At 66.0% G+C, this 26,310-nt stretch carries 24 protein-coding genes and 2 tRNA genes; 14 read left to right on the top strand and 12 right to left on the bottom strand.

Translation table 11 applies throughout. From position 1 onward, the window contains the following. The first annotated feature begins 29 nt into the window (after positions 1-29). Complete coding sequence (gene nadB / locus K9B33_RS16875) at positions 30-1,634, top strand: L-aspartate oxidase (protein WP_224550235.1); 1,605 nt, start codon at positions 30-32, stop codon at positions 1,632-1,634. 83 nt (positions 1,635-1,717) lie between these two features. Continuing rightward, positions 1,718-1,855, top strand: coding sequence for a hypothetical protein (locus K9B33_RS16870; RefSeq protein ID WP_224550234.1), 138 nt, complete (start codon positions 1,718-1,720; stop codon positions 1,853-1,855). Positions 1,856-1,862: 7 nt separating this feature from the next. Here K9B33_RS16870 and K9B33_RS16865 read toward each other — a convergent pair whose 3' ends face one another. Next, positions 1,863-2,705 (bottom strand): alpha/beta fold hydrolase, encoded by an 843-nt coding sequence (locus K9B33_RS16865; protein ID WP_224550233.1) that lies wholly within the window; start codon positions 2,703-2,705, stop codon positions 1,863-1,865. Between the two features lie 172 nt (positions 2,706-2,877). On the opposite strand from K9B33_RS16865, the gene K9B33_RS16860 reads away from it, so the two are divergent. Continuing rightward, positions 2,878-4,014: a serine hydrolase gene (locus tag K9B33_RS16860; RefSeq protein WP_224550232.1), complete on the top strand. Its 1,137-nt coding sequence runs from the start codon at positions 2,878-2,880 to the stop codon at positions 4,012-4,014. A gap of 9 nt (positions 4,015-4,023) precedes the next feature. Here K9B33_RS16860 and K9B33_RS16855 read toward each other — a convergent pair whose 3' ends face one another. Continuing rightward, the gene (locus K9B33_RS16855) at positions 4,024-4,827 is read right to left on the bottom strand and encodes a transporter (protein ID WP_224550249.1); all 804 of its coding nucleotides are present in this window, start codon (positions 4,825-4,827) and stop codon (positions 4,024-4,026) included. Positions 4,828-4,962: 135 nt separating this feature from the next. On the opposite strand from K9B33_RS16855, the gene K9B33_RS16850 reads away from it, so the two are divergent. The 5 genes from K9B33_RS16850 to polA are packed head-to-tail and all read left to right on the top strand — an operon-like array spanning position 4,963 to position 10,286. Beyond that, positions 4,963-6,222 (top strand): glycosyltransferase family 4 protein, encoded by a 1,260-nt coding sequence (locus K9B33_RS16850; RefSeq protein ID WP_224550231.1) that lies wholly within the window; start codon positions 4,963-4,965, stop codon positions 6,220-6,222. A 7-nt stretch (positions 6,223-6,229) separates the two neighbouring features. After that, complete coding sequence (locus K9B33_RS16845) at positions 6,230-6,598, top strand: sigma factor (RefSeq protein ID WP_224550230.1); 369 nt, start codon at positions 6,230-6,232, stop codon at positions 6,596-6,598. Positions 6,599-6,601: 3 nt separating this feature from the next. Continuing rightward, positions 6,602-6,751, top strand: a complete 150-nt coding sequence (locus K9B33_RS23275) for a sigma factor-like helix-turn-helix DNA-binding protein (RefSeq protein ID WP_224550248.1) — start codon at positions 6,602-6,604, stop codon at positions 6,749-6,751. Further along, positions 6,738-7,466, top strand: a complete 729-nt coding sequence (locus K9B33_RS16835) for an anti-sigma factor family protein (RefSeq protein WP_224550229.1) — start codon at positions 6,738-6,740, stop codon at positions 7,464-7,466. Before K9B33_RS23275 ends, K9B33_RS16835 begins: the two co-directional genes overlap by 14 nt. A 39-nt stretch (positions 7,467-7,505) precedes the next feature. Then, on the top strand, positions 7,506-10,286 hold the full coding sequence (gene polA, locus K9B33_RS16830) for a DNA polymerase I (RefSeq protein WP_224550228.1): 2,781 nt from the start codon (positions 7,506-7,508) through the stop codon (positions 10,284-10,286). Positions 10,287-10,324: 38 nt separating this feature from the next. On the opposite strand, the gene K9B33_RS16825 is transcribed toward polA, so the two are convergent. Then, positions 10,325-10,618 carry a zf-TFIIB domain-containing protein gene (locus K9B33_RS16825; RefSeq protein WP_224550227.1) on the bottom strand — a complete coding sequence of 98 codons (294 nt, stop codon included), beginning with the start codon at positions 10,616-10,618 and terminating at the stop codon, positions 10,325-10,327. Positions 10,619-10,622: 4 nt separating this feature from the next. Next, the gene (locus tag K9B33_RS16820) at positions 10,623-11,333 is read right to left on the bottom strand and encodes a Bax inhibitor-1/YccA family protein (protein ID WP_224550226.1); all 711 of its coding nucleotides are present in this window, start codon (positions 11,331-11,333) and stop codon (positions 10,623-10,625) included. A 404-nt stretch (positions 11,334-11,737) separates the two neighbouring features. On the opposite strand from K9B33_RS16820, the gene cysS reads away from it, so the two are divergent. After that, positions 11,738-13,252 carry a cysteine--tRNA ligase gene (gene cysS, locus K9B33_RS16815; RefSeq protein WP_224550225.1) on the top strand — a complete coding sequence of 505 codons (1,515 nt, stop codon included), beginning with the start codon at positions 11,738-11,740 and terminating at the stop codon, positions 13,250-13,252. A gap of 75 nt (positions 13,253-13,327) precedes the next feature. Next, positions 13,328-16,219, top strand: a complete 2,892-nt coding sequence (locus K9B33_RS16810) for a CHAT domain-containing tetratricopeptide repeat protein (RefSeq protein ID WP_224550224.1) — start codon at positions 13,328-13,330, stop codon at positions 16,217-16,219. Here the strand turns inward: K9B33_RS16810 and K9B33_RS16805 are convergent. The 7 genes from K9B33_RS16805 to K9B33_RS16775 all read right to left on the bottom strand — a co-directional run bounded on the left by K9B33_RS16805 (position 16,216) and on the right by K9B33_RS16775 (position 23,299). Next, on the bottom strand, positions 16,216-18,081 hold the full coding sequence (locus K9B33_RS16805) for an ABC-F family ATP-binding cassette domain-containing protein (RefSeq protein ID WP_224550223.1): 1,866 nt from the start codon (positions 18,079-18,081) through the stop codon (positions 16,216-16,218). The genes K9B33_RS16810 and K9B33_RS16805 overlap by 4 nt on opposite strands. A gap of 474 nt (positions 18,082-18,555) precedes the next feature. Further along, positions 18,556-18,948 carry a response regulator gene (locus tag K9B33_RS16800; RefSeq protein WP_224550222.1) on the bottom strand — a complete coding sequence of 131 codons (393 nt, stop codon included), beginning with the start codon at positions 18,946-18,948 and terminating at the stop codon, positions 18,556-18,558. Positions 18,949-18,998: 50 nt separating this feature from the next. Continuing rightward, positions 18,999-20,030: a sensor histidine kinase gene (locus K9B33_RS16795; protein ID WP_224550221.1), complete on the bottom strand. Its 1,032-nt coding sequence runs from the start codon at positions 20,028-20,030 to the stop codon at positions 18,999-19,001. A gap of 250 nt (positions 20,031-20,280) precedes the next feature. Beyond that, a complete protein-coding gene (locus K9B33_RS16790; RefSeq protein ID WP_224550220.1) occupies positions 20,281-22,554 on the bottom strand; it encodes a glycoside hydrolase family 3 N-terminal domain-containing protein in 2,274 nt (757 codons plus the stop codon). Positions 22,555-22,663: 109 nt separating this feature from the next. After that, entirely contained in the window at positions 22,664-22,984 is a 321-nt protein-coding gene (locus K9B33_RS16785; RefSeq protein WP_224550219.1) for a DMT family transporter, read from the bottom strand. Between the two features lie 100 nt (positions 22,985-23,084). Further along, positions 23,085-23,160 (bottom strand) — tRNA-Lys (locus tag K9B33_RS16780). A 52-nt stretch (positions 23,161-23,212) separates the two neighbouring features. After that, a tRNA-Tyr gene (locus K9B33_RS16775) sits at positions 23,213-23,299 on the bottom strand. A 104-nt stretch (positions 23,300-23,403) separates the two neighbouring features. On the opposite strand from K9B33_RS16775, the gene rlmB reads away from it, so the two are divergent. Both rlmB and K9B33_RS16765 read left to right on the top strand, forming a co-directional pair. Continuing rightward, a complete protein-coding gene (gene rlmB, locus K9B33_RS16770; protein WP_224550218.1) occupies positions 23,404-24,144 on the top strand; it encodes a 23S rRNA (guanosine(2251)-2'-O)-methyltransferase RlmB in 741 nt (246 codons plus the stop codon). Positions 24,145-24,169: 25 nt separating this feature from the next. Then, positions 24,170-24,922 carry a hypothetical protein gene (locus K9B33_RS16765; RefSeq protein ID WP_224550217.1) on the top strand — a complete coding sequence of 251 codons (753 nt, stop codon included), beginning with the start codon at positions 24,170-24,172 and terminating at the stop codon, positions 24,920-24,922. A gap of 146 nt (positions 24,923-25,068) precedes the next feature. On the opposite strand, the gene K9B33_RS16760 is transcribed toward K9B33_RS16765, so the two are convergent. Beyond that, a complete protein-coding gene (locus tag K9B33_RS16760; protein ID WP_066605787.1) occupies positions 25,069-25,386 on the bottom strand; it encodes a 2Fe-2S iron-sulfur cluster-binding protein in 318 nt (105 codons plus the stop codon). A 76-nt stretch (positions 25,387-25,462) separates the two neighbouring features. Between K9B33_RS16760 and K9B33_RS16755 the strand changes: the two genes are divergently transcribed. Together K9B33_RS16755 and K9B33_RS16750 are read left to right on the top strand one after the other, a co-directional pair. Continuing rightward, on the top strand, positions 25,463-26,080 hold the full coding sequence (locus K9B33_RS16755) for a DNA-3-methyladenine glycosylase family protein (RefSeq protein ID WP_224550216.1): 618 nt from the start codon (positions 25,463-25,465) through the stop codon (positions 26,078-26,080). Between the two features lies 1 nt (position 26,081). Continuing rightward, positions 26,082-26,300 carry a DUF2188 domain-containing protein gene (locus K9B33_RS16750; protein WP_224550215.1) on the top strand — a complete coding sequence of 73 codons (219 nt, stop codon included), beginning with the start codon at positions 26,082-26,084 and terminating at the stop codon, positions 26,298-26,300. The last annotated feature ends 10 nt before the right edge of the window (positions 26,301-26,310 follow it).

Raw genomic sequence — 26,310 nt, 5'->3', positions numbered from 1 at the left:
CGAACGGTAAAAGAGCATGTAGGACGACGATGACCACCACCACCCACGACGTCATCATCATCGGTTCCGGCGCGGCCGGGCTGACGGCCGCCATCAACCTCGCGCAGGACCGCAAGGTGCTGGTGCTGGCCAAGGGCGCGCTCGATGGTGGCTCCACCAACTGGGCGCAGGGCGGTATCGCCGCCGTACTCGACGCGGGTGACAGTTTCGAGGCGCATGTCGAGGATACGATGGTCGCGGGCGCAGGCCTGAACGATCGCGCCACCGTCGAATTCGTCGTCTCCCAGGCCCCCGCCGCGATCGAGCGGCTCGCCGACCTCGGCGTCCCCTTCAACGGTGGCGAAGCCTTCGGCAAGCGCTGGGATCTGACGCGCGAGGGCGGCCACAGTCATCGCCGCATCGTCCATGTCGACGACGCCACCGGCCATGCCGTACAGATCGCGCTCTTGAAGGCCGCCCGCGCCAATCCCAACATCACCCTGGTTGAGGATCTGATCGCGATCGACCTCATCACCAGCCGCCATGGCGAACGCTATTCGGGCGACGGCCATGTCTGGGGCGTCTACGCGTTCAACAAGAAGACCAAGCGGGTGGATGCGCTGCTCGGCAAGGCGACGATCCTGTGCACCGGCGGCGCGGGCCGCACCTATCTCTTTTCCACCGCGCCACGGGGCGCGACCGGCGACGGCATCGCCATGGCCTGGCGCGCGGGCTGCCGCGTGTCGAACATGGAAATGAATCAGTTCCACCCGACCTGCCTCTATAATCTGGAGATCAAGAATTTCCTGATTACAGAAGCCGTGCGCGGCGAAGGCGGCCACCTCAAGCTTCCCCCCGGCGTGCCGGGCGGCGGCGAGCGCTTCATGCCCCGCTTCGACCCGCGTGAGGAACTGGCCCCGCGCGACATCGTCGCCCGCGCCATCGACCATGAGATCAAGCGCCTCGGCCTCGACTATGTCCATCTCGACATCAGCCATAAAGACCCGGCGTTCGTCCGGCATCATTTCCCGACCATCTACGCCCGCCTGCTGGACCTCGACATCGACATCACCAAGGAGCCGATCCCGGTCGTGCCCGCGCAGCATTATACCTGCGGCGGGGTGGTGATCGACCTCGACGGCCGCACCGACCTGCCCGGCCTCTATGCGGCGGGCGAAGTCACCGAAAGCGGCCTGCACGGCGCCAACCGCCTCGCCTCCAACTCGCTGCTCGAATGTTTCGTCTTCGGCGAGGCGGCGGCGAAACATATCCGCGCCCATTGGGACGAGCTGCCCGCCCCGCCGCCGATCCGGCCCTGGGACGAAAGCCGAGTCACCAACAGCGACGAAGAGGTCATCGTCCAGCACAACTGGAAGGAAATCCGTCGCTTCATGTGGGACTATGTCGGCATCGTCCGCACCACCAAGCGGCTGGAGCGCGCCCAGCACCGCGTCGCCCTGCTCGCGCAGGAAGTGGACGATTATTATGGCAATTTCCGCGTCACACCCGACCTCATCGAATTGCGCAACCTGCTGGAGGTCGCCCGGCTGATCGTCCGCTCCGCCCTCCACCGCAAGGAAAGCCGCGGCCTCCATTATACGCTCGACTATCCCGAAACGCTGCCGGATGCGATCGATACGGTATTGGCGCCCTGACCGGACGCGGTGGTTAATTTTCGGTTAAGTGCTTGGCAACCACCTGCGTGCAATGATGCGGCTTCCTTCATGCAGGAGGCGTCATGAGCATCTATATCGACATGCTGGCCGACATCGCGCAGATCGGCATGGCCTCCGCGGCGATCGTGGCGGCTGGCATTGCTTGGCATCGCCGCACGTTCGTTCGGCGGGACGGGAAGAGTGAGGAAAAGAACGAATAATGGTCGGTCACCCTTGCAGAAAATCCTTCAATACAGCGTTGAAGCGCGCCGGCTGGTCGCCCATCACCATATGGCCGCTGGGCCCGATCGCTTTCAGCAAAGTGGCCTTGCGCGGCGCATAGGCGGCGCGGAAGCGGCTGGTGATGGCGGCGGCCTGCCCGGCGTCGCTACCCACGGCATAGACCACCTCCAGCGGCGCGGCGAGCCGCGGCAATTGGGGCGCAAGGTCGATATTGGCCAGGTCGCGCAGCGCATTGGCGATGACATCGGGGTCGCTACCCCTGGCGCCGGGCGTCTGCGCGACCATCTGCGCCAGATAGCGTCGTCCCGCCAGCGTGCCGGTCAGATAGCCGCTGAGCTGGTCGGCCAGAAAGCCCATGCCGCTGGCCGTGCCGCCCACCATCGCCGCGCCGGCGGGCAGCATATCGACCACCATCACCCGGTTCGCCAACCCCTTCAGGCCCAGCAGCATCGCCAGCGTGCCGCCCATGCTATGGCCGACGATCGCCGGCCGCTTCAGCCCGGCCGCGGCGATATAACGGGCGATCTCGTCCGCGATCGGCTGGAGCAGCCCGCCGCTGGCATTGGCCTCCGCGGCCAAGCCGGCAAAACCGCGTACATGGACCAGATGATAGCGATAGCCCGGCACCCCGCCCAGCACCCCGTTCCAGATGCCGGGACCGCTGGCCAGGCCGGGGATCAGGACGACATCGCCCCCTTCCCCGCGGATATTCATGGCGATCCGGCGTGATGCGAAGGGCGCGGCCTGCGCCACCCCGCTCCACAAAGCACCGCCTGTCGCCAGCGCGCCCAACATCAGCGCGCGCCTGTCCATCCTTGTATCGATCATGCCGCCTTCTTGCCCGTCCGGCCCTGAACCGCAACTGAGCGATAGCGTGTCCCGGCAAGCGGTTGCATCGTTCATCCTCCTTACATCGCATTTGTGGAATCATTCGTCGCATGGGTCTTGCCGGGCGACCGGCGTCCCGCCCCTATGACGCCAAGAGAGTGCGGGGACGCTAATGACATTGCATAAAAACCGGGGCGGTTCTGCGCGCCTGGTCCTGTTGATCGCGGCGCTGTCGGCCTGTGTGAGCGCGCCGGAGCCGCCACGCGCGCAGGCCGCTGCCGCCGTGCCGCAAAAACCGCAACCCACCACCAACACATGGCCGATCCGGCCGGTCGCCAACCCGCCGCTGCCCTATCGCGACATCGACCAGAATGAAGCGCCGCCCCCGGCGCTGGTCAGCGTCGTGCGCAACCTCGGCCAAAGCTTCCATGGCAAGGTGGGCATCGCCGTGCGCCGCATCGGCGCGGACTGGACCGTGGCGTGGAACGGCACGTCGCTGTTCCCGCAACAGAGCGTATCGAAGCTCTGGGTATCGATGACCTTCCTCGACGCGGTGGATCGCGGCAAGCTGCGCATCACCGACACGACCACCATCACCCGCAACGACCTGACCCTGTTCCACCAGCCGAGCGCGGCGCTGGTGGCGCAGAATGACGGCTGGACCACCAGCTATTCCGACCTGATGCGCCGCGCGATGACGCAGAGCGACAATACCGCCAACGACACGCTGCTGCGCGCGGTCGGCGGGCCGGAGGCGGTGCGCAGCTATCTGGCGCGTCGGATGATCAAGGATATTCGCTTCGGCCCCGGCGAACGGCTGCTGCAATCGGCGACCGCGGGTCTGGACTGGCGGCAGGATTATTCGATCGGCCGCAATTTCTACGCCGCCCGCAACAAGCTGCCCATGTCGGTGCGGGTGAAAGCGCTCGACAATTATCTCGCCAGCCCGCCCGACGGCGCGGCTCCCTCCTCGATCGTGCAGGCGCTTGCGAAGCTGAAGGAGAACCATATGCTCTCCCCGGCCTCCTCGCGCCTGCTGCTGTCGATCATGTCGGAGGCCAAGACCGGGCCGCAACGGATCAAGGGCGGCGTGCCGCCGGGCTGGTCCTATCTGCACAAGACCGGCACCGGCCAGGATCTTCCGCCCCGGTCGACCGGCTTCAACGATATCGGCATCATGACCGCACCCGACGGCGCCAGCTATGCCGTGGCGGTGATGATCGGATCGACCACCGTGTCGATCCCCGAACGCTGGGCGCTGATGCAGGCAGTGGCTAAGGCGGTCGCGGCGAACCACGAACCGCAGTAGATTCCGCCTTCAGAAGCGCCGCACCACGCCCAGATAGACTTCGCCGTCGGGGCTGTCCGCGTTCAGCCCGATATTGGCGCCGATATCGAACTGCATGTCGTCCGACGGCTGCCAGGCGAAGGACAGGCCGCCCAGCGCCTCGGTGGCATGGCCGGCCGGATCGTCGTCGCGCGTCACTTGCGCCTCGATCGCCCCCGACACGCTGTCGCTCAGCGAAAAGCCCAGCCCCGCGACGCTGCCATAGGCGAAGTGACGGCCCGACCGGTCCTCATTCACCGCCGCATCGATTTCCGGGGTCAGCCCCAGCGAAAAGCCGCCGCCAAGGTCGAAGCTGACCGGCACGATCAGCCCCGCGCCCCAGTCGCCGTCGCCGATCGCCGATCCGCCGGCCGGCAACGACACATAGGGCATGATCGCGATTGAAAAGCCTGACCCGTCGGGATTGGACAGGTTCCGGCGCAGCGCCACCTGCACGTCGCCCACCCCACTATCCTTCTCCACCGCACCGCTCGGCCGGTCACGCGTGCGGACATGGCCATAGGCGGTCCAGCCGATCTGCGCTTCCAGATGATCGCCCAGCCCCAGCCGCACCAGCGCGTCGCCCGCCTGGATCGTGTCGGTGCGGGTCGATGCATCTTTTTCACGGGTCCAGTCTCCCAGCCCCAGTTCCACCACCACGCGCCCCTTGTCCACGGTGCAGGCCGGCGTGCCCAGACCCGGCCGGTCGGCGCACAGATCGCGCGCATCCTGCGCAAGAGCCACGCCCGACCAGGCGGCGCCTGCCCCCATGATAGCCGTCACCGCCGTCCGCATCGTCCGCCGCAGTCGCATCGTCATTTCCCCCTCATGCCCCCGCCCTTATGCGCCATGTTACCGGAAATGATGCAGAAATGTTCGAGCGGTCAGTCAGCAGGGGAATAAGGCGATCCTGGCAGGCGTATAGGGGCCATGACTGCCCTTTTTCCTCCCCCGACCCCGTCCAGCGTCGTCCCGATCCGCCCGCCATTGCCGGTCGATCGTCGCCCGGCCATCCGCGTCGCGCTGTTCTCCGGCAATTATGACTGCGTACGCGACGGCGCCAACCGGGCGCTCAACCGGCTGGTCGGCCATCTCCTGCATCGGGTCGGCGCGCAGGTGCGCATCTATTCGCCCACCGCCCCGCAACCCGCCTTCGCCTCCATCGGCGACATTCGCTCGGTGCCTTCCCTCAGCCTGCCGGGGCGGCCCGAATATCGCCTCGCCATCGGGCTGACGCGCGGGGTGCGCCGCGACCTCGACGCCTTCGCGCCGGACATCGTCCATCTGTCCGCCCCCGATCTGCTGGGCCGGCAGGCACAGAAACATGCGCGCGCGCGTGGCATCCCCGTCATCGCCAGCCTGCACACGCGGTTCGAAACCTATCTCGACTATTATCGGCTCGGCTTCCTGCGCGGCGCGATGGAACGCTATCTCGACCGTTTCTATGGCGACGCCGATCACATATTGGCGCCCACCCCGCCTATCAACGCCGAGATGGCGGCGCGCCACGGCGCGGCGCGCGTGTCGGTGTGGGGACGCGGGATCGACCCGCATCAGTTCGCGCCGACGCTGCGCGATCCCGCATTGCGCGCCGCACTGGGTTATGACGAACAGGATGTCGTGCCGCTTTTCTTCGGCCGGCTGGTGCTGGAAAAGGGACTCGGCATCTTCGCCGACGCCATCGCCGCGATCCGGGCGCGCGGCCATCAGGTCCGCCCCCTGGTCGTCGGCGACGGGCCGGCGCGATCCTGGCTGGCCCAACGCCTGCCCAATGCGACCTTCATCGGCCATCTGAGCGGCATCGATCTCGGCCGTGCTGTGGCGAGCGCGGACCTGCTCATCAACCCCAGCGTCACCGAAGCCTTCGGCAACGTCAATCTGGAGGCGATGGCGTCCGGCCTGGCGGTGCTGTCGGCCGATGTGCCCAGCGCCGCCAGCCTGATCGATCAGGGCCGTACCGGCCTGCTGCTGCCCCCCGCTGATGTGGACGCTTATGCCGACGCCGCATCGGCGCTGATCGCGTCGTCCGCCCGGCTCGCACGGCTGCGGCAGGCCGCCGCTTTGGCCGCCAGCCATCATCGCTGGGACGATGTGCTGGACGCCGTGGTGTGCGCCTATGCGGCGCTGCTGCCCGATCGTGCCCCGCCGCTCGCGATCGCGCCTTGCCCGGCACGCGCCGGAACGGGATAAGCGAGCGATGGACGATGCGCGCGACATGGAAGCGGACCTGCTGGCGATGCGCCGCTACGCCCGCGCGCTCGCCCGCGATGAGTCCGACGCCGACGATGTCGTGCAGGACGCCCTCCTCCGCGCGATCGAGCGTCGGGCGACCTATCAGCCGGAACGCAGCCGAACCCGCTGGCTGCTGGCGATCGTCCACAATGTCTTCGTGTCGGCCAAGCGCCGCCAGGCCGCCGAAACGCGCCGCAACGATCGCTTCGCCCAGACCTTGCTATCCAGCATCGATCCGCAGCAGGAGGAGCATGTGCGGCTGGCCGAGATCGCGCAGGGTTTCGCCGCCCTGCCCGACGCCCAGCGCGCGGCGCTGCACCTGACCGCGATCTAGGGGCTGAGCTATCAACAGGCCGCCGACATATTGGGCGTGCCGATCGGCACGGTGATGTCGCGCCTGTCACGGGCGCGCGCCGCGCTGCGGGACGGACAATCAGGAACAGGCCGTCCGCATCTGCGGCTGGTGGGAGGACATGATGACCAATGACGTGAACGCGCTGGAGATCGACGCCTATGTCGACGACCAGCTCGACCTTTCCCGCCGCTTCGTGGTGGAAACCCACCTGTCCCGCCATCCCGATCAGGCGGCGCAGGTGATGGCCGACCTCTCGACCCGCAGCGCGCTTCGGCTGATGGCGCCCCGGCCCGCCGCCCCGCCGCCGGCCATGGCCGATGCCGCCGCCCTGTTGCCGGCCGCGCCCCTGCGATCGCGCTGGCGCCGCGCCCTGCCGCTGGTCGCCCCGCTTGCGGCCGCCGCCGGTCTGACGCTGGTCTTCCTGCGTCCGTCCGGCCCGCCCGACTATGTCGATTATGCCGTCAACAGCCATCGCATCGCGATGATGCGCGCATCCATGGTCTCGCAGGTCGAAACCCCCAAATATGACGCGCGCGAAATCGCGACCAACACCCGCATCGCCATGCCCCACTTCCCCGCGGACTGGCGCGTCACCGACGTCCAGCTCTTCCCGACCGAGCGCGGCCCCGCTTTGGTGGTGGCGGTGAAGACCGAAGGGGGCAAGAATTTCTCGCTCTTCGCGCTGCGCGACCGGAGCCGCGCGCCCGAACGCCCCGATGCCGTCCAGGAAGGCGCGGAATCGGTCGCCTATTGGCGGCGCGGCGACATGTCCTATGCGCTGACCGGCAGCGGCGAACCCCGCCTGATGGACGCCACGGCGGAGGCATTGACGCGCGACTGGTCCTGACCACTGGAGGGGCGGCGCGTAACCCGCTATCTCCCTCGCATGACCCAGAATCACCTCTATCTCGTCGATGGCAGCGGCTATATCTTCCGCGCCTATCACCAGCTTCCCCCGCTCACCAACCAGCATGGCCAGCCGGTCGGCGCTGTCTATGGCTATACCACCATGCTCTGGAAGCTGGCCGAGGAACTGGGCAAGGCGGAAGGGCCGACCCATATGGCGGTGGTGCTGGACAAGGGGTCGCACACCTTCCGCAACGACATGTACGACCAGTATAAGGCGAACCGACCGCCTGCGCCGGAAGATCTGGTCCCGCAATTTCCGATGATCCGCGACGCGACCCGCGCCTTCTCCCTCCCCTGTATCGAGGAAACCGGGTTCGAGGCGGACGACATCATCGCTACCTATACCAGAGCGGCGGTCGCGGCCGGCTGGCACGTCACCATCGTCAGCTCTGACAAGGATCTGATGCAGTTGATCCAGCCCGGCGTCGACATGTACGACACGATGAAGAATGAGCGGCGCGGCGCCGACTATGTCATGGGCAAGTTCGGCGTGCAGCCCGAACAACTGGGCGACGTGCTGGCGCTGATGGGTGACAGCGTCGACAATGTCCCCGGCGTGCCGGGCATCGGCCCCAAGACCGCGTCGAAGCTCATCACCGAATATGGCGACCTGGAAAGCGTGCTGACCGCCGCGCCCGCCATGAAGAAGTCGAAGATGCAGGAAAACCTCATCGCCCATGCCGACATGGCGCGGCTGTCGCGACGGCTGGTGGCGCTGCATGACAGCATGGACCTGCCCGAACCGCTCGAAGACCTGACGCTCAAGGGCATCCCCAAGGAACCGCTCCAGCAATTTCTGTCCCACCACGGCTTCAAGACGCTGCTCAATCGCCTCGGCGCGCCCGCCGCCGCCGTCGCAGTAGCCAGCGTCGCCGCCACGACCGCAGCCCCCGCCGCCCCAGCCACCGTCGAACATCCCCCGATCGACTGCGCCCTCTACGAAACCGTCACCACGGTCGCGCAACTGGAAGCCTGGATCGCCGAAGCGCAGGCGCTGGGCGTCGTTGCGGTCGACACCGAAACCGACAGCCTCGACAGCATGGAATCGGGCCTGGTCGGCATCAGCCTGTCCACCGGGCCGGGCCGCGCCTGCTACATCCCGCTCGCCCACCGCTCCGCCGACGACATGTTCGGCGAGGTGCCGCCGCAAATCCCGCTCGACGCCGCGATCCGCCTGCTCCGCCCGCTGCTCACCGACGACGCCGTGCTCAAGGTCGGCCACAATATCAAATATGACCTCAACGTCCTCGCCCGCGTCGGGCTGGAGGTGACGCCGATCGACGATTCGATGGTGATGAGCTTCGACCTCGACGCCGGCAAGTCGCTGGGCGGCCACGGCATGGACGAAGCGGCCAGCGTGCATCTCCAGCACACATGCATCAGCTTCAAGGAAGTGACCGGCACCGGCAAGAAGGCGATCAGTTTCGCCCATGTCCCGCTGGACAAGGCGACCGCCTACGCCGCCGAGGACGCCGAAGTCACCTGGCGGCTGTGGCACACATTGTCGCAGCGCCTGGCGGCCGAGCGCGTCACCCGCGTCTATCAACTGGTCGACCGGCCGCTGATCCCCGTCGTCGCTGGCATGGAGCGGCACGGCATCAAGGTCGATCGCGAGCAGCTCTCCCGCCTGTCCGGCACCTTCTCGCAATCGATGGCGGGGCTGGAGGCGGAGATTTTCGACCTTGCCGGCCACCCCTTCACCATCGGATCGCCCCAGCAGCTTGGCGTCGTCCTGTTCGACGAAATGGGGCTGAAGGGCGGCAAGAAGGGCAAAAGCGGCACCTATTCCACCGACGTCACCGTGCTGGAAAAATTGAAGGCCGAAGGCTCGGCGATCTGCGGGCTGGTGCTGGAATGGCGCCAGCTCTCCAAGCTCAAATCCACCTATACCGACGCCCTGCAACAGCAGATCAATGCCGATACGGGCCGCGTCCATACCAGTTACTCGCTGACCGGCGCGCAGACCGGCCGCCTCTCCTCGACCGACCCCAACCTCCAGAATATCCCGATCCGCACCGAAATCGGCCGCCAGATCCGCCACGCCTTCGTCGCCGAACCCGGCAATGTCATCCTCGCCGCCGACTATAGCCAGATCGAGCTGCGCCTCGCCGCGCACATGGCCGACGTGCCCGCGCTCAAGGAGGCGTTCGAACAGGGCGAGGACATCCACAACCGCACCGCCCAGGAATTGTTCGGAGAGGTCAATCGCGACACCCGCGGCCGCGCCAAGACGATCAACTTCGCCATTCTCTACGGCATCTCGCGCTGGGGGCTGGCGGGCCGGCTGGAAATCAGCGCGGACGAAGCGCAGGACATGATCTCCAAATATTATGAGCGCTTCCCCGGCATCAGCGTCTATATCAACGAAACGCTGGAAAAGGCGCGCGCCAACGGCTTCACCGAAACGCTGTTCGGCCGCAAGACCTGGTTCCCGCGCATCACCGCGCCGATCCAGCACGAGCGCCAGGGCGCCGAACGCGCCGCGATCAACGCCCCGATCCAGGGCACCAGCGCCGACATCATCAAGCGGGCGATGGCGCGTATGGGACCGGCGCTGGAAGCCGCTGGGCTTAGCCGCGTGCGGATGCTGCTCCAGGTGCATGACGAACTGGTGTTCGAACTGCCTGAGGGCGACGTGGAAGCCGCCAGCGCCGTGATCCGGGGCGTGATGGAAAACGCGGCGGAGCCGATCGTGACGCTGAGCGTACCGCTGGGCGTGGAGATCGGCACCGGGCCAAGCTGGGGCGCGGCGCATTGACAAGCAAAAGGCCGGTCCTCATCGGACCGGCCTTTCCTTCAATCGAACAGCTCTTCCAGAAAGCTCTTCTTCCGCTTCTTCGGATAGCCCCGCCCGTCGTCGCGATAGTCGCGATCCGGGCGGTAGCTTGCCTGCGCGACCGGCGCGGGCTGGGGCGATGGCGCGTTCGCCTGCCCAGACCGTTCGATGATCTTGTCCAGTTCGCCCCGGTCCAGCCAGACGCCCCGGCATTGCGGGCAATAGTCGATCTCCACTCCCTGCCGGTCCGTCATCGCCAATCCGACATGACAGACCGGGCAGAGCATGGCCGATACGGTGGCCTGATCCCGCATCCGCTTATTCCCGCTCGCCGGTCAGGCTGAGCAGCATCTGGAACAGGTTGACGAAGTTCAGGTACAGCGACAGCGCGCCCATGACCTGCATCTTCTGCGCCACTTCATGGCCGGCAAAGGCGAAATAGTCCGACTTGATGCGCTGCACGTCCCAGGCCGTCAGGCCGGTGAAGACCACCACGCCGATGATCGAGATGACCATCTGCATCGCAGACGACCCCAGGAAGATATTGATCAGGCTGGCGACGATGATGCCGATCAGGCCCATCATCAGGAAGCTGCCCATCTTCGTCAGGTCGCGCTGGGTTGTATAGCCCCACAGGGACATGGCGAGGAACATGACCGCGGCCGAAAAGAAGGCTTGAGCGATGCTGCCGCCGGTGAAGACCAGGAACACGCTGCCCAGCGACACGCCCATCACCGCGGCGAACGCCCAGAAGGTCATGCGCGCGGTCGCGGTCGTCATCCTGTCGATGCGAAAACTGAAGAAAAACACGAAGGCCAGCGGCGCGAAGATCGCCACCCACTTCAAGGGCGTGCCGTAAATGGCGGCGGCCAGCGCCGGCGTATTGCCGACCAGCGCCGCGATCAGGCCGGTGATGATCAGGCCAAGGCCCATATTGCGAAAGACGCCCAGCATATGCGCGCGCAGGCCGGCATCGGTCTGCGCCGTCTGGCTGGCACCATAGCCCGGCATGCGAACGGGATTATTCATAGGACACACTCACTCCATAAGTTGGTTCGAGTGGTCCGGTGCGGTCTCCTGCGACGACGAGAGGGGGCAAATCGCCGCAAAACCTGCACCGGGCACACCCGATGCGGTCCGACATCGCGACAGGGATCAGGGGGAAATCCATGTCGCCAGAGGGGCCCGGCCCGCATCGACAATATCGGATGCCCAATGCCCGGCCGCAAGGGATCGGCCCGCCCGCAACATTTTATTACAATCGCGCTGCTTCGCGACGGTCGCGGATTGGCCAAGCCTTCACAAATGAGACAACGAGTTGAACAATTGAATCGACTGCCCAATTTAGTTGCTTAGCTAACTAAACAACTCTCTGTATCACGATGATCGGGAAGGATTGACCCCTGCGCCGCTTCGCTACATGGCTCGTCCCCATGTCCGACGACCAGCACATCCCCGCGCCGCTGCGCCTGTTCAACAGCCTGACCCGCACGATCGAACCCTTCGCGCCGATCGAGGATCATCATGCGCGGGTCTATAGCTGCGGCCCGACCGTCTACAACTACGCCCATATCGGCAACCTGCGCGCCTATGTCTTCACCGACACGCTGCGCCGGACGCTGCTCTGGAAGGGGCTGGCCGTCACCCACATCATCAACATTACCGATGTTGGCCATCTGACCAGCGACGCCGACGCCGGCGACGACAAGATGGAGGCGGCCGCGCGCGCCTCGGCCAAGAGCATCTGGGATATCGCGGCCCATTATACGACCGCGTTCAAGCAGAATATCGCCGACCTCAACATCCTGTCGCCCAGCGAATGGACGGTTGCGACCGACTATGTGCCGCAGATGATCGCCTTCGCCGAAAAGATCGCGCCGGATCATTGCTACGAACTGGACAGCGGCCTCTATTTCGACAGCAGCAGCGTGCCCGATTATGGCGCGCTGGCCGGTGGGCGCGACGATGCGGCGCACGCCCGGATCGATCCGGTCGCAGGCAAGCGCAACGCCTCCGACTTCGCGATCTGGCGCAAGTCGCCGCCCGGCGAGCAGCGCCAGATGGAATGGGACAGCCCCTGGGGCAAGGGCGCGCCGGGCTGGCATCTGGAATGTTCGGTCATGAGCCAGGCGCGCCTCGGCCAGCCGTTCGACATCCACACCGGCGGCATCGACCATCGCGAAATTCACCATCCCAACGAAATCGCCCAGAACCAGGCTTTCCATAGCTGCTGCGGCGATCCCGGCGCGGCGGCGGCTGGCTTCACTGGCGCGCGCTGGTGGATGCACAATAATTTCCTGGTGGATCGGCAGGGGAAGATGTCGAAGTCGAAGGGCGGCTTCACCACGCTGTTCTCCCTGATCGACGCGGGCGTGCATCCGATCGCCTATCGCCTGCTGTGCCTGGGCGCGCATTACCGGTCCGAACTGGAATTCAGCGCCGACAATCTCGCCGCGGCGCTGACCCGGCTCAAGCGGCTGGTGATGGGGGTCGAGGGCCTTAAGGCCCGGGCCGAGGGCGTGACCTGGCAATCCCCGCGCCTCGACTATCTGCGCGCCAACCTGCACCCCAAGCTGGCGCCGCTGCTGGAGCAGTTCGACGCGGCGATCGCCGACGACCTCATGACGCCCCGCGCCCTGCCGCTGCTGGAAGAGGTGACGGCCATGAAGAAGGTGCCGGTGGACGAGAAGCTCTGCCTGATCGCCGCCTTCGACCAGGCGCTGGGTCTGAACCTGCTGACGCTCAGCCGCGCAGACCTGCGCCTGCGGCCCAAGGATGCGCAGATCGCGTCCGAGGAGATCGAGGCCGAACTGGAACGCCGAACTGCCGCCCGCGCGGAGAAAGACTTCGCCCTGTCGGACGAGATTCGCGACGCCCTGATCGCCCGCGGGGTCGAGGTGATGGACGGCGATCCGCTGCGCTGGGACTGGCGTCTGACGCTGGGCTGACCGGCATCGGCCTTGACGCCCGCGCTCCGCCGACACAAGAGACGCACGGGTCGATTGAAGAGCGGGGGTGGTGTCATGCAGCTTTCCACGCGGTGTGCGGCCATGCTTCTGGCGCTGGCCTTGCCGACCCACGCGGCGTCCGCGGCCGCTCCGGCAGCCGCCTTTTCGCCCACCGACCCGCGCCATGCCCGGCTCTATTTGCTTGAACGGCAGGCTTTCGCGCTGTTCGACAGCGACGATTATGCCCTGTCCATGTCGCAAAAGACCCGCGACGCCTGGGCCCGGCTGCACGTCGCTGCGCTCAGGGCGAAGGTCGCGGGCAAGCCGCATCCGCTGGCCGGGGTCGCCCTGATCAACCTGTCCTCCATGGACCAGATCGACGGGAAGAATCCCGATGCGCTGGCCCATGCCAATGACGGCCTGGCGCTGCTCGCGCCCTTCGCCGACGCCTATCCCGTCGCGTGGATGCAGGGCCTGTCGATCAAGGGCTATGTTCAGGCTGCACTGGGCGACGTGACCGGCGCGGCGGAGGTTTTGGCGCAGGCCAGCCACTATATGGACGGCTATATCGCCCGCACGCCGCCTGACAAGCTCGACCCGTCGACGCATATGCTGCGGTCGAACATCGCCTTCTCCCACGCGCAGGCGCTGACCCGCCTCGGCCGCAACGTCGAAGCGGTGGATGCGCAACGGGCCAGCATGGAGGCGCGGATCGCAGCCTCCGGCCCCAACAGTCCCGATACGATCGGCGCTTATTACACCTATGCCCAGATGCTCCAGCGCGCCGATCGCGATGTCGAAGCGGAAAAATATGCGCGCATGGCGGTCGACATCGCCACCGACCATATCGACCGCAAACATCCCAGCTACGCCCGCGCGCTCGAAGCGCTGGGCCTGCTGCTGTCGCGCACCGGTCGGCGTAACGAGAGCCTCGACTATTTGCAGCGCGCCATCGCCATCAAGCGCGATACGGTCGGCACCGGCAGCCTCTATTTCCAGTTCGGCCTCCAGAATCTGGGTACGGTGCTGTTGCCGCTGGAACGCTATGCCGACGCCGAACCGCTGTTCATGGAAGCCGAACGCGGCTTTCGCGGGATCGAGGGCGAAAACAGCCCGCAATCGGCCCGCGCCCTCGCCTTCGCCGCATCGGCCGCGCTGGCGGAGGGGCATCGCGACCAGGGTGTCGAGCGGTTCAACGCCGCATTGGCGCGGGTGCGCGCCGGATCGGACAAGGACCGGGATATCGGCCAGCGCGTCTATCCCTATCTGATCCCGGCTTTGATCGCCGCCGGACATGGCGAAGAGGCCCGCGCCGCCGCCGCCGCCTTCGCAGCCGAAACCCGCCAGCTCGACAATGCGCCTGCGATTCCCTTGGCGCAGGCGGCGATGCTGTCCGCCTGGACCGGATCGGACCAGGCGGCGCTCGGCGAGACGGCGCGCCGACTTGTCGGCCTGTTGCGCGACGATGCCAGCGTCCATGACGACGCCGAACTGACCGAGGAGCAACGCGCCGCGCTCGACACCATCCTGGCGGTGGCGACGCAGGCGCAGGACGCCGCGCTGGCGCTGGACGCCATGGCGATCCTGGCCGGATCGCGCATCGCCCAGGCCAACCGGCTGGTCGCCCAGCGGCTGGTCGCCGATCCGACGCTGGCCGCGCGCGTGCGCCGCCTGCAGGACCGGACCAAGATACTTCAGGCGGTCGACAGCCGCCTGCTCAAGGCCTTGGCGACCGACAACGGCGTCGCGGCGGCGCGTACCGAACGCGCGGCCGTGGCGGCGACGGTCGATGTCGAGCGCGCCGCCATCGCCCGGGACTATCCACGCTGGGTCGAGGCAAATGGCGGCGAGCGACCCGATCTCGGCGCGCTGCGCGACGGGCTGGGTGAGGGCGAAGCGCTGCTGGCGGTGATGCCGGCTTTCGACGGAGTCTATCTGCTCGCGGTCAGCGCCGGGGGCACGCGGATCGAGCGGGCGCAGATGGATCGCGCCGCGCTGGTGGCGTTGGTGGGGCGGCTGCGCGGTTCGCTGACGCCCGCGGGCTTCGACCAGAGCAGTGCCCATACCCTGTATAGCCAGATCTTCACCCCCGGCATCCTCGCCACGCTGGGCCGGGCGCGCGCGCTGCGCATCGTGCCGACCGGGGCCTTCGCGTCCCTGCCCTTCGGCATGTTACCGCAGCGCCCCGTCGCGGCGGCGACGCGTGATACGCCCTGGCTGATCCGCCGCTTCGCCATCGAGATTCAGCCCGGCTTCGCCGATGCCAAGGACCGACGGCAGCAGATGGCGGCACGCGACCAGCGCTTTTTGGGCATTGGCGCGCCGCTGACCTTTGGCGCCGTCCAGACGGCCGATGCGCCGCGAGGGGCCGGGGCGCTGTCGCAATTGCCGCCGCTGCCCGGATCGCAGGCCGAATTACGGGCGGTGGCGCATCGCTTCGGTATGGAGCGCACCACGCTGCTGGTCGGACGGGATGCCAGCGAGGCCGGGCTGCGGGGCCGCGATCTGTCCGGCTATGCCGTGATCCTGTTCGCGACCCATGGGCTGGTGGGCGGGGAGATGGAGGGGGTGACCGAGCCTGCGCTGGTGCTGTCCCCACCGGCCGCCGATGCGGTAGGGGACGACGGGCTGCTGACGGCGTCGGAAGTGGCGGCGATGCGGATCGGCGCGGACTGGGTGATCCTGTCCGCCTGCAACACCGCTGCGGGCGATAATGCCCAAGCGCCGGCCTATTCGGGACTGGCGCAGGCGTTCCGCTATGCCGGGGCGGGATCGCTGCTGGTGTCGCACTGGCCGGTGCGGGACGACGCCAGCGCTTTCGTCACGCTGGAGACGGTGAAGGGTGCGGCGCGCGGCTTGCCCCGCGCCGTGGCGTTGCGGCGGGCGATGCTCAAGCTGATCGGATCGAAGCGCCCCGGCGCCGCCCAGCCCTATATCTGGGCGCCGTTCATCCTGATGGGGCGTTAACCCGCTTCCAGCGCGGCGCCGGCCTCCATCCAGATTTCCTCGGCGCTTTCCAGCTTCTTTTCCACCTCGGCGCGTTTGACCATGAGCTGGCTGCTGGTCATCTTCGCTTCCGCGCCGGTCGCGGCCTTGGGGTCGGACAGCACGGCGTCGATGCGCTTGCGCTCGGCGATCAGGGTCGTCATTTCGCGCTCCGCCTTGTTGACGGCGTTCTTCAAGACCTTCTGCTTCTCGCGCCATTCGGCGGCGGCTTTCTTGTCGGCCTTGCGATCGGCCTTCGGCGCGTCGCCGCTGCTGTTGCCGTCGGCCTTGCGCAGGATGATGTCGGTATAGTCGTCCAGGCTGCCGTCGAACGGCTGGGCGGTGCCGTTGTCGACCAGGACGAGCCGGTCGGCGACCAGTTCAATCATGTGGCGGTCGTGGCTGACGATGACCACCGCGCCGCTATAGTCGTTGAGCGCCTGGACCAGCGCCTCGCGGCTGTCGACGTCCAGATGGTTGGTCGGTTCGTCGAGGATCAGCATGTGCGGCGCGTCGCGGGTGATCAGCGCCAGCGCCAGACGGGCGCGCTCGCCACCGGACATGGAGCCGACCTTCTGCACCGCACGCTCGCCGGAGAAACCGAAGCGGCCCAATTGGGCGCGGACCGCGCCGGGGGTTGCGCCCTTCATGACGCGGGTCATATGTTCCAGCGGCGTGTCGGTGACGTCCAGTTCCTCCACCTGATATTGGGTGAAATAGCCGACATTCATCTTGGGGCTGGAGGCCATCGTCCCTTCCATCGGGGCGAGTTGCGCGGCGATCAGGCGGGCCAGCGTCGTCTTGCCGTTGCCGTTGCGGCCAAGCAGCGCCAGCCGGTCGTCGGGGTCGATGCGCAGGTTGATGCGCTTGAGGATCGGCGTTTCGGTGTAGCCGACCGACGCCATGTCCATGGTGATGAGCGGCGGGCGCAGTTCGGCGGGGCTGGGAAAGCCGAAATGCAGCGTCGGATCTTCGATCGCGGCGGCGATGGGCTGCATCCGGGCCAGCGCCTTGGCGCGGGACTGGGCCTGTTTCGCGGTCGAGGCGCGGGCGGAGTTGCGGGCGACATAATCCTGCAACTTCTCGCGCTCCGCCGCCTGCTTGGCGCGGGCGGATTCGAGCTGGGCGAGCCGTTCGGCGCGTTGCCGCTCGAACGCGTCGTAACCGCCGGGATAGAGGGTGACCTTCCCCCCTTCCAGATGGAGGATATAGTCGACCACATTGTTGAGCAGGTCGCGTTCGTGGCTGATGACGACCACGGTGCCGCGATAGGCTTTCAGGAAATTTTCCAGCCAGAGCGTGGCTTCAAGGTCGAGATGGTTCGACGGTTCGTCGAGCAGCAACAGGTCGGGATTGGAGAAGAGCAGCGAAGCGAGCGCCACGCGCATCTTCCAGCCGCCCGAATAGCTGTCGAGCGGGCGGCCCTGCATTTCCTCGTCAAAGCCCAGGCCGACCAGGATGCGGGCGGCGCGGGCGGGCGCAGTATAAGCGTCGATCGCCGTCAGCCGCTCGTAAATATGGCCCAGGCGATCGGGGTCTTGCGTATGCTCCGCCTCCGCCATCAGTTCGGCGCGTTCCTTGTCGGCTTCGAGCACGGTGTCGAAGGGGGTCGCGGTGCCGGACGGGGCTTCCTGCGCGATATAGCCCAGCCGCGTGTCGCGGGGCATATCGCACGACCCTTCGTCGGGATCGAGCTGGCCGATCATCACCTTCATCAGCGTGGACTTGCCCGCGCCGTTGCGGCCGATGAGGCCGACGCGGCTGCGCGGCGGCAAGGCGGCGGCGGCGCGATCGAGAATGACGCGGCCGCCAAGGCGCACGGTGATGGCGTTGAGATTCAGCATGGGCGCGCCCTTAGCATGGGTGCGCGGGGTCGGAAAGCCGTGGTCGCGGCGTTTTACAAGGCGGCGTGGCGTTGCGAAGTTCACACCGTCGTGGCTGACGCAAAAGCGTGGGGACGGACGGGTGGCGTCGATTTCGCAATAGGAGAATTTTTGCGAAATGGGGGTGTGCCGCGCGGGGGTGTGGCGCGGTGGGCGGGAGGCTGACGGTGGGAAAGAGCCGGGGGAATTATGGCATGGGTGGTGGGGTGTAGGACAGGGGGGAGTGGCCGATGGCTGACGGTCCGGTTTCTCGCAGGTAATGCGGATAGCTGCCGTTCCGCTGTCCCGCGCGCCATCTCTGCTGCAGCGCGAAGGGTCCGAAGGCCCCTATGATGCCGTCAGGTGATATGCGCGGCGATGGGCCGAGACGCGGCGCAAGGATCGAATGGATCGGTATTCGGTAGTAACACGCCTCGCCCCATTCTGCGGATCGCTTTAGCCTTGGTCTGAGATCGTCAGAAGCGAGGACATGGCCACAACGACCTGGGCGGCGACGAAGGGCTTTGCGATCATAATGCTATTTGGAACGCCCTTCGCGCTCCATTCATGCTCGCTTGCCGCACTGACATATACAATCGGCAATCCAGCCTTCAACTCACGCGCTGTGCGCGCAACGTCCCACCCATCTGGGCCATCGCCAAGATTTACATCCGTGATCAGCCCATGCAACTGGGCGGCCTTGGCTGTGAGAATGTCCTTGGCCTGAACGCCACCATCGGCAACGAGAAGGTGGAAGCCCGCATCCTCCAACACGGAAATGAGCATGTGCTGAACAAGGATCTCGTCCTCCACATACAGCAGAAGCGGAGCCGATCGATCGGAAGACATTGGTTTCCTGCTTTCGTAAAGGATGTGGGAGTGTGAACGCACCGGGTGCGCTACCGTGTCCCGTCCGCGCGATGGATGATCGAGACGAGGGTCCCTGGACGGGTATCGCGAATTTCCACAGTGGCTCGAAGCTGCTTCGACAGCGCCTCGACGATGCCCGTGCCAAGGCCAGGCACAGCCCCCGCCGCTTCGCCCGGCATGCCAACACCATTGTCCCCGACAGCCAGAGTCCAGGCCTGGCCATCCGACGCATAGCTGACCGATATATCGCCTCTGATCACCTTGTCCGGAAAGGCGTGTTTGAGGGAGTTGATCACCAACTCGGTCACGATGAGGCCAAGGCTTACCGACACGTCCGCCGTAGTGGAGGTGTCGTCAACCGTCGGCGTAATCTTGAGACGCCCGGGATCAGCGATCATCGAAGCGCCAATACTGTTGCAAAGGTCCGTGAAATAGGGCCGCAGGACGACCTCGCCAACGGACGTAGAGGCCAACTGCTTCTGCAAGGTCGCAATAGACATGACGCGATGATGGGCATTGTTGAGGTGGGTCCGCGCCTCTTCAGACTGAACCTTACGCGCACTTTGCATCAGCACGCTCGCGATGATTTGGAGGCTATTGGCGACGCGATGCTGAAGTTCCTGCAACAGCACCATCTTTTCGTGCACCAGATCGTCTTTTTGCCGTTCAGCGAGGCGTATGGCCGTAACATCGGATACGGAAAGGAGCAGGCGTGCCGCGCCTTCACCATAATCCAGCAGGCATGCATTGAGGACCAGTTGCATATTGCCAGTGGGACGACTGAGTGTCATTTCATACGCATCGACAGACGCATTGCCGGATAGGGTTGCAATCAGGAGCGACCGAAGCCGCAATATATCCCATTCCCCATTGCCCAGCGTGAATATTGCTCGTCTGGTCACTGCATCAGGGGTTAAGCCGAACATGCGACAAAATGTCCCACTTGCTGCTTGCACGACAAACTGGTCGTCTAGGAGCAGGAGCGGTGTGCTGGAGGCGATGACAATGGCTATTCCAAGGTCGCTGGCGGTTTCAGGCGGTAAGGACGTAAAAAATTCCATGGCCGAAGCCTTCGGAAACCAGAGACTCGCGGGTCGAAAGCCATACCTGGATATATGTCGCTGGCGTGAGTACGTAATTCGAGTGTGTTAGGAAGCTTAGCACAGAACATCTCGCGCAACGCATCAATTCGGAACACACCATTGGCGGCACCTTGATAGTCTGCTTTCTGGTGCGGCCAAACGGCAGTTGAACGGCGAGTAGTGGCGCAACCCTGACAACCCCTCCCCTGAGGGGGAGGGGCTTTAAGTTCTACTCCTTCGCCGGTCCCTGTGCATACAACGTAAACTCGCCCTTCAATCCGCCCACGCTCGATTGCCCGACCCACAGGTCGAACGCGCCGGGTTCGGCGATGCGCTGGCTTCGGGCGCCGACGAATTCCAGATCGACGCGCGACAACGAGAAACGCACCGTCTTGCTTTCGCCCGGACCCAGCGTCACGCGGGCCATGCGCTTTAGCTCGCGGATCGGGCGGGTGCGGCTGGCGACGCGGTCGCGGGTGTAGAGCTGGACCACTTCGCTGCCCTTGCGGTCGCCCTTGTTGGTGATGCGGGCGGTCACTTCGATCGCGGCGTCCCAGCGGAGCGCGCTGTCGGACAGCTTCAATTGGTCCAGCACGAAGTCGGTATAGGTCAGGCCGTGGCCGAAGGGAAACCTCGCACTATTGTCGGTGGTGGCGTAGCGGGCCTTATATTCGCTACTGCCATTGCCCAGCACCGGGCGGCCGGTCGATTTGCGGTCATAATAGAAAGGCTCCTGCCCGCTTTCCCAGGGGAAGCTGACGGGGAGTTTGCCCGATGGATCAACCTTCCCCAGCAGGATGTCGGCGATGGCGTGGCCCGCCTCGCTGCCCAGGAACCAGGTGGCGAGGATCGCCTGCGCATTGGCGACGCCGTCATGCAGGGCGAGCGCGCGGCCGTGGCGCAGCAGGATGACGACCGGCTTGCCGGTGGCCGCGACGGCGTCGGCCAGCGCCTGCTGCGCGGGCGGGATTTCGATGACGGTGCGGGACTGGGCTTCGCCGGACATGGCCTGCGATTCGCCGATGGCGAGCAGGACGATGTCCGCCGCTTTGGCCGCCGCCACTGCCTGGGCGATGCCGCCCTCGATCGGCCCGCTGATGTCGCTGCCGCGCGTGACGGTGAATTTGGTCTGGTCGGGGAGCGCGACGCGCAGGCCCGTGGCGATGTCCACGCCCTTGTCCGGGTCGCCATAGAAGGCCCAGGGGCCGTAGAGATTGGCGGTGTCCTGCGCGAAGGGGCCGACGAGGGCGATGGCCTGCCCCCTGGCCGGGTCGATCGGCAGGACGCCTTCATTCTTGAGCAGGACGACGGAGCGGGTGGCGGCTTCGCGGGACAGGGCGCGATGGGCGGGGGTGAAGATGCGGGTCTTTTCCGCTTCCTCGTTCAGCGATCGATAGGGGTTGTCGAACAGGCCGATGGCGGCCTTCACATAGAGGATGCGGCGCACGGCGACGTCGATCGTGCCCATCGGCACCGCGCCGCTCTTCACCAGATCGGGCAGGTAGCGGATATAGAGGCCACTCTGCATCGACATATCGACCCCTGCGAGGACGGCGAGGCGGGCGGCGTCGCGGTCATCCTCCGCAAAGCCGTGGGCGACCAGTTCTTCGTCGGCGGTGTAATCGGAAAAGACGAAGCCGCGAAACTGCATCTCGCCGCGCAAAATGTCGGTGAGGAGTTCGCTGTCGGCGGTGGCGGGGACGCCGTTGATCTCGTTGAAGGCGGCCATGGTGGTGAGCGCGCCCGCCGCGAACGCCTTGCCGAAGGGGGGCAGATGGGTTTCGCGCAGCGTTTCCTCGCTGATGTCGACATTGCCATATTCCAAGCCCGCGGCGACGGCTCCATAGGCGGCGAAATGTTTGGGGCAGGCGAGCAGCGCGTCGTCGCGGCGCAGGTCGCGGCCCTGAAAGCCGCGGACGCGGGCGGCGGAGAGGATGCCGGTGAGGGTCACATCCTCCCCTGCCCCCTCCACCACGCGGCCCCAGCGCTGGTCGCGGGCGACATCGACCATGGGGGCGAAGGTGAGGTGGAGGCCTGCGGCGGTGGCTTCGACCGCCTGGGCGCGGGCGGTGCGCTCGCACAAAGCGGGATCGAAGCTGGAGGCTTCGGCGAGGGGGACCGGGAAGATGGTCTTGAGGCCGTGGATGACATCGCCCGCGAAGAGCAAGGGGATGCCGAGGCGGCTGTCCTTGACCGCGATCTCCTGCGCGCGGCGGCCGCCTGCAACGCCGATGCCGTTGAAGAGGCAGCCGACGCGGCCCCGGCGGATTTCCTGCGCCAGGCGCTTTTCATCCTGGATGCCGACCTGCGGGTTGGGCGGGTTGAAGGGGCGGAAGCTGTCGGCGAGGCAGGTCATCTGGCCCGCCTTTTCCTCCAGCGTCATCTTCGCGATCAGGGCGTCGACACGCTCGACATCGCCCTGCGCCAGGGCGCTGCGGGGCAAGCCTATGGCGAGGACGCCGCCAAGGGTGCGGATGAGCAGGTCGCGGCGATCAAGAGTCATGTGGGGAGGGCGTAACCGGGCAAGGATGAATGAAACTTGTCCAGCGAACGCGACGGCGCGATTTTTGTTGCGCTGCGGCAATGGTCCTTGCGATGTGCCGTGCGCGCGGTCAGGCCGAGGCGAAGAGCTTCGTCCCCACAACGCCCACCACGATCATCGCCATGAAGGCGATCTGCGCCGGATTGACCCTGTCGCCGAAGAAGAGGACGCCGCCGATGATGACGCCCACCGCGCCAAGGCCCGTCCAGACCGCATAGGCGGTGCCTGCGGGAATGCCCTTCATCGCCAGCGCGAGCAGGCCCATGTTGAGGAAGCTGAGCGCGATCGGCACGACGGACGCTTGCCAGCTTCCAAGGGTCGCGGCCCATTTCAGGCTCAAGGCCCAGCAGATTTCGGTGAATATGGCAATGCCGAGGATGAGCCACGCCATGGGCGCTGTCCCTTCGTCTTTCAACGGGCTCGAACGGGAGGCACGCAAGCCGGAAACCCGAAAAGAGGCGGCGCGCCTGGAGGCCTGTCGGGACAGGCTATGGTGGACGCACTTGGGCTCGAACCAAGGACCCGCTGATTAAGAGTCAGCTGCTCTACCAACTGAGCTATGCGTCCACACCGGCCTGTTTCCGGTCCGTAAAAGACCGCCTGCATCGGCCCGATGCAGTGGTGGACAGGGCTGGATTCGAACCAGCGTACGGGAAACCCGGGCAGATTTACAGTCTGCTGCCTTTAACCACTCGGCCACCTGTCCAGTGCCCTGCGCGACAAGAAATTTGCGTTCCCGCCGCGCTGGAGGCGGCTCAATGGCGAAAGGAGACTTGCCTGTCAATGGGGTGATGTGAAAAGAGCGCAATCATGAAAAAGCCGCATCGCTCCACCAAGCCCAAGGGCACCTTCCCCCGCTTCTACGGTCGCCACGCCGTCATAGCGGCGCTCGCCAACCCCAACCGCATCGTGCGCAAGATATGGGGCACGCGCGAAGCGCTGGGCGCCCTCGACCTGCCGCCGGTGCTGCCGATCGTCTATTCCGACGTCGCCGACATGGGCCGCATGGTCCCGTCCGACGCGCCGCATCAGGGCATCGTCGCCGAAGTCGAGCCGCTGGACGATGTCTGGCTGGGCGAAGTGCTGGAGGAAGGACAGGACGACAGGCGGCCGATCCTGGTGCTGGACCAGGTGACGGACCCCCATAATGTGGGCGCGATCCTGCGCTCCGCCGCCGCTTTCGATGCGCTGTGCATCGTCACGCAGGACCGGCACGCCCCGCCCGAATCGGGCGTACTGGCGCGCGCGGCGTCGGGCGCGCTGGAAAATATACCCTGGGTGCGGGTGGTGAACCTGGCCCGCGCGCTCGAAGAGATTGCCGAAGCGGGCTATTGGCGCATCGGGCTGGACGGCGACGCCGACACCACATTGGGCGAGGCGATCGGCGAATCGCGTGTCGCTTTGGTGCTGGGAGCCGAGGGCGAAGGGCTGCGCCACAATACGATCGCCCATTGCGACATCATCGCCAAGCTGCCGATCAGCCCGCGGATGGAGAGCCTGAACGTGTCCAACGCCGCGGCCATCGCGCTATACGCTGCGACGGTGCGCTGACCCGCCTGTCAGGAAGGAGAATGCCATGAACCGCTTGTATCGCACCCTGGGGGCGCTGGCGGGGCTGCTGGCGCTCTCCGCCTGCCTGGTGACGCCGGGCACGTTCGAATCGCCCCTGGACATCCGCGCCGATCGCAGCTTCGCCTTCGCCTATAAGGGGGAGATATTGGCGTCGGACATGGGCAAGAGCGGCATGACAGGCGGCGTACCGTCCACCAGCGATGACACGGACGGCGAGGCCGAGGCCGCGCCGACCCTGTTGCAGATCGCGGCGCGCGACGAGGATTTCAGCGACGCCGTCGCGGATAGTGCGGACAAGGGCGACGAAGCGCAGATGCAGGCGATCGCCGCCGCCCTGACCAGGGAAAAGGGGTTTCGGTCGGCCCGCTACATGGGCAACCGCAAGTTCGAGATCGACTATGCGATTACGGGCAAGCTGACCCACGCCTTCCTCTTCCCCTTCAACATCGACGCCCAGATCGTGCTGCCCTTCGTCGCGGTGGAACTGCGCGGCGACGACCGGGTGCGCGTCAAGGCGCCTGGCTTCGCCAACGGGTTCGACAAGAGCCAGGGACCGGCCGGCTTGGGCAGCGGTGGCGCGGGAGACGAGGCGGCCAAGGCGCTGAATGGCAGATTCACCCTGACCACCGACGCGGAGATCGTCAGCCAGAATCAGGAGGAGGGCGCGGAAACCACGCCCCAGGGCAAGCGGATCATCTGGACGATATCGCCGCTGACCAGCGACGCGCCGGCGGCCACGCTGCGGGTGAAGAATTAGGGCATCTACCGTCGTTCGCTTCGAGCGAAGTCGAGACGCGGCTAGCAAAGCGCTTCCTGTTTAGCTTCGCTGAACTCGGCTCTGCCTCGTTTCTCGACTTCGCTCGAAACGAACGGCGGTAGGTATATCGGCGCCTATGCGCCTATTCAGTCTTCCGGCGCGATGGTGACGCGCAGGCCGTCGAGCGAATCGCTCAGCATGACCTGGCAGGACAGGCGGCTGGTCTCGTTGCGGTGATCGGAGCTGTCGAGCAGGTCGTTTTCATCCTCGCTCATGGCCGGCAGCGCGTCGGCGAAGGCCGGATCGACATAGACATGGCAGGTCGCGCAGGAGCAGCAACCGCCGCACAGCGCCAGCAATTCGTCAAAACCGTTGTCGCGGATGATTTCCATCACCGACAGGCCATTGTCGCCATCGACAGCCTGTTCTTCACCTGCACGGTTGACCACGATCAATTTCGGCATCTATCCAATCCCCTCGAATTTTCTTCGCCGCTCTGACCCACAGACGCCGGGAAATCAAGGGCTGGACAGCAGAGTTATGGTTACGAGTGCAGAACAGTTACGCACCAGCCTGGACGCCATCGCCGCGCTGGAGCCCGGCTTTGGCGCAGCGATCGGCCGGGTGGGCTATCCCGCGCCGCGGGTGCGGGCGCCGGGCTATGAAACGCTGTTGCGGACGATCGTGGGCCAGCAGGTCAGCGTGGCGGCCGCAGCGGCGGTGTGGCGCAAGCTGGAAGCGGAGCTGGGCGAAGGCTGCGCGCCCGACGCCCTGCTGGCGCGGGACTATGACGCCTTGCGTGCCTGCGGCCTGTCCCGCCAGAAGCAGGGCTATGCCCGCAGCCTGGCCGAACTGATCCTGTCGGGCGCTCTGGACCTGGGCGCCCTGCCGGCCGACGACGAGGAGGCGATCGCGCAGCTCGTCCGGATCAAGGGCATCGGCCGCTGGTCGGCGGAAATCTATCTGCTGTTCGCGGAGGGGCGTCCCGACATCTGGCCCGCTGGCGACCTGGCGGTGCAGATCGAGATCGGCCGCATCCTGGGCCTGCCCGAACGGCCGAGCGAAAAACTGACCCGCGACGTCGCCGAAGCCTGGCGTCCGCATCGCGGCGCCGCCGCGATCATGGCCTGGCACCATTATAACACCGAGGTACTCTGACATGGCCCTGCCCCACGCCCGCTACATCGTCCTTCAGCATGAGGGCGTCTGGAAGATCAATCTGGACAATAAATATTATGGTCCCTTCACTACCCAGGCGCTGGCGGTGGACAGCGCCACCGGCACCGCGCGCCAGGCGAGCGAGGCGGGCTATCCCGCGTCGGTGCTGCTGATGCAGGGGACGCAGTTCGAAACGCTGTGGACCAGCGTTGCGGACTGACCTGTCCTTT

Source organism: Sphingobium sp. 3R8 (assembly GCF_020166615.1).
Taxonomy (GTDB): domain Bacteria; phylum Pseudomonadota; class Alphaproteobacteria; order Sphingomonadales; family Sphingomonadaceae; genus Sphingobium; species Sphingobium bisphenolicum.
The sequence above is the reverse complement of the archived record's forward strand: the minus strand, read 5'-3'. Positions and strand labels throughout refer to the sequence as shown.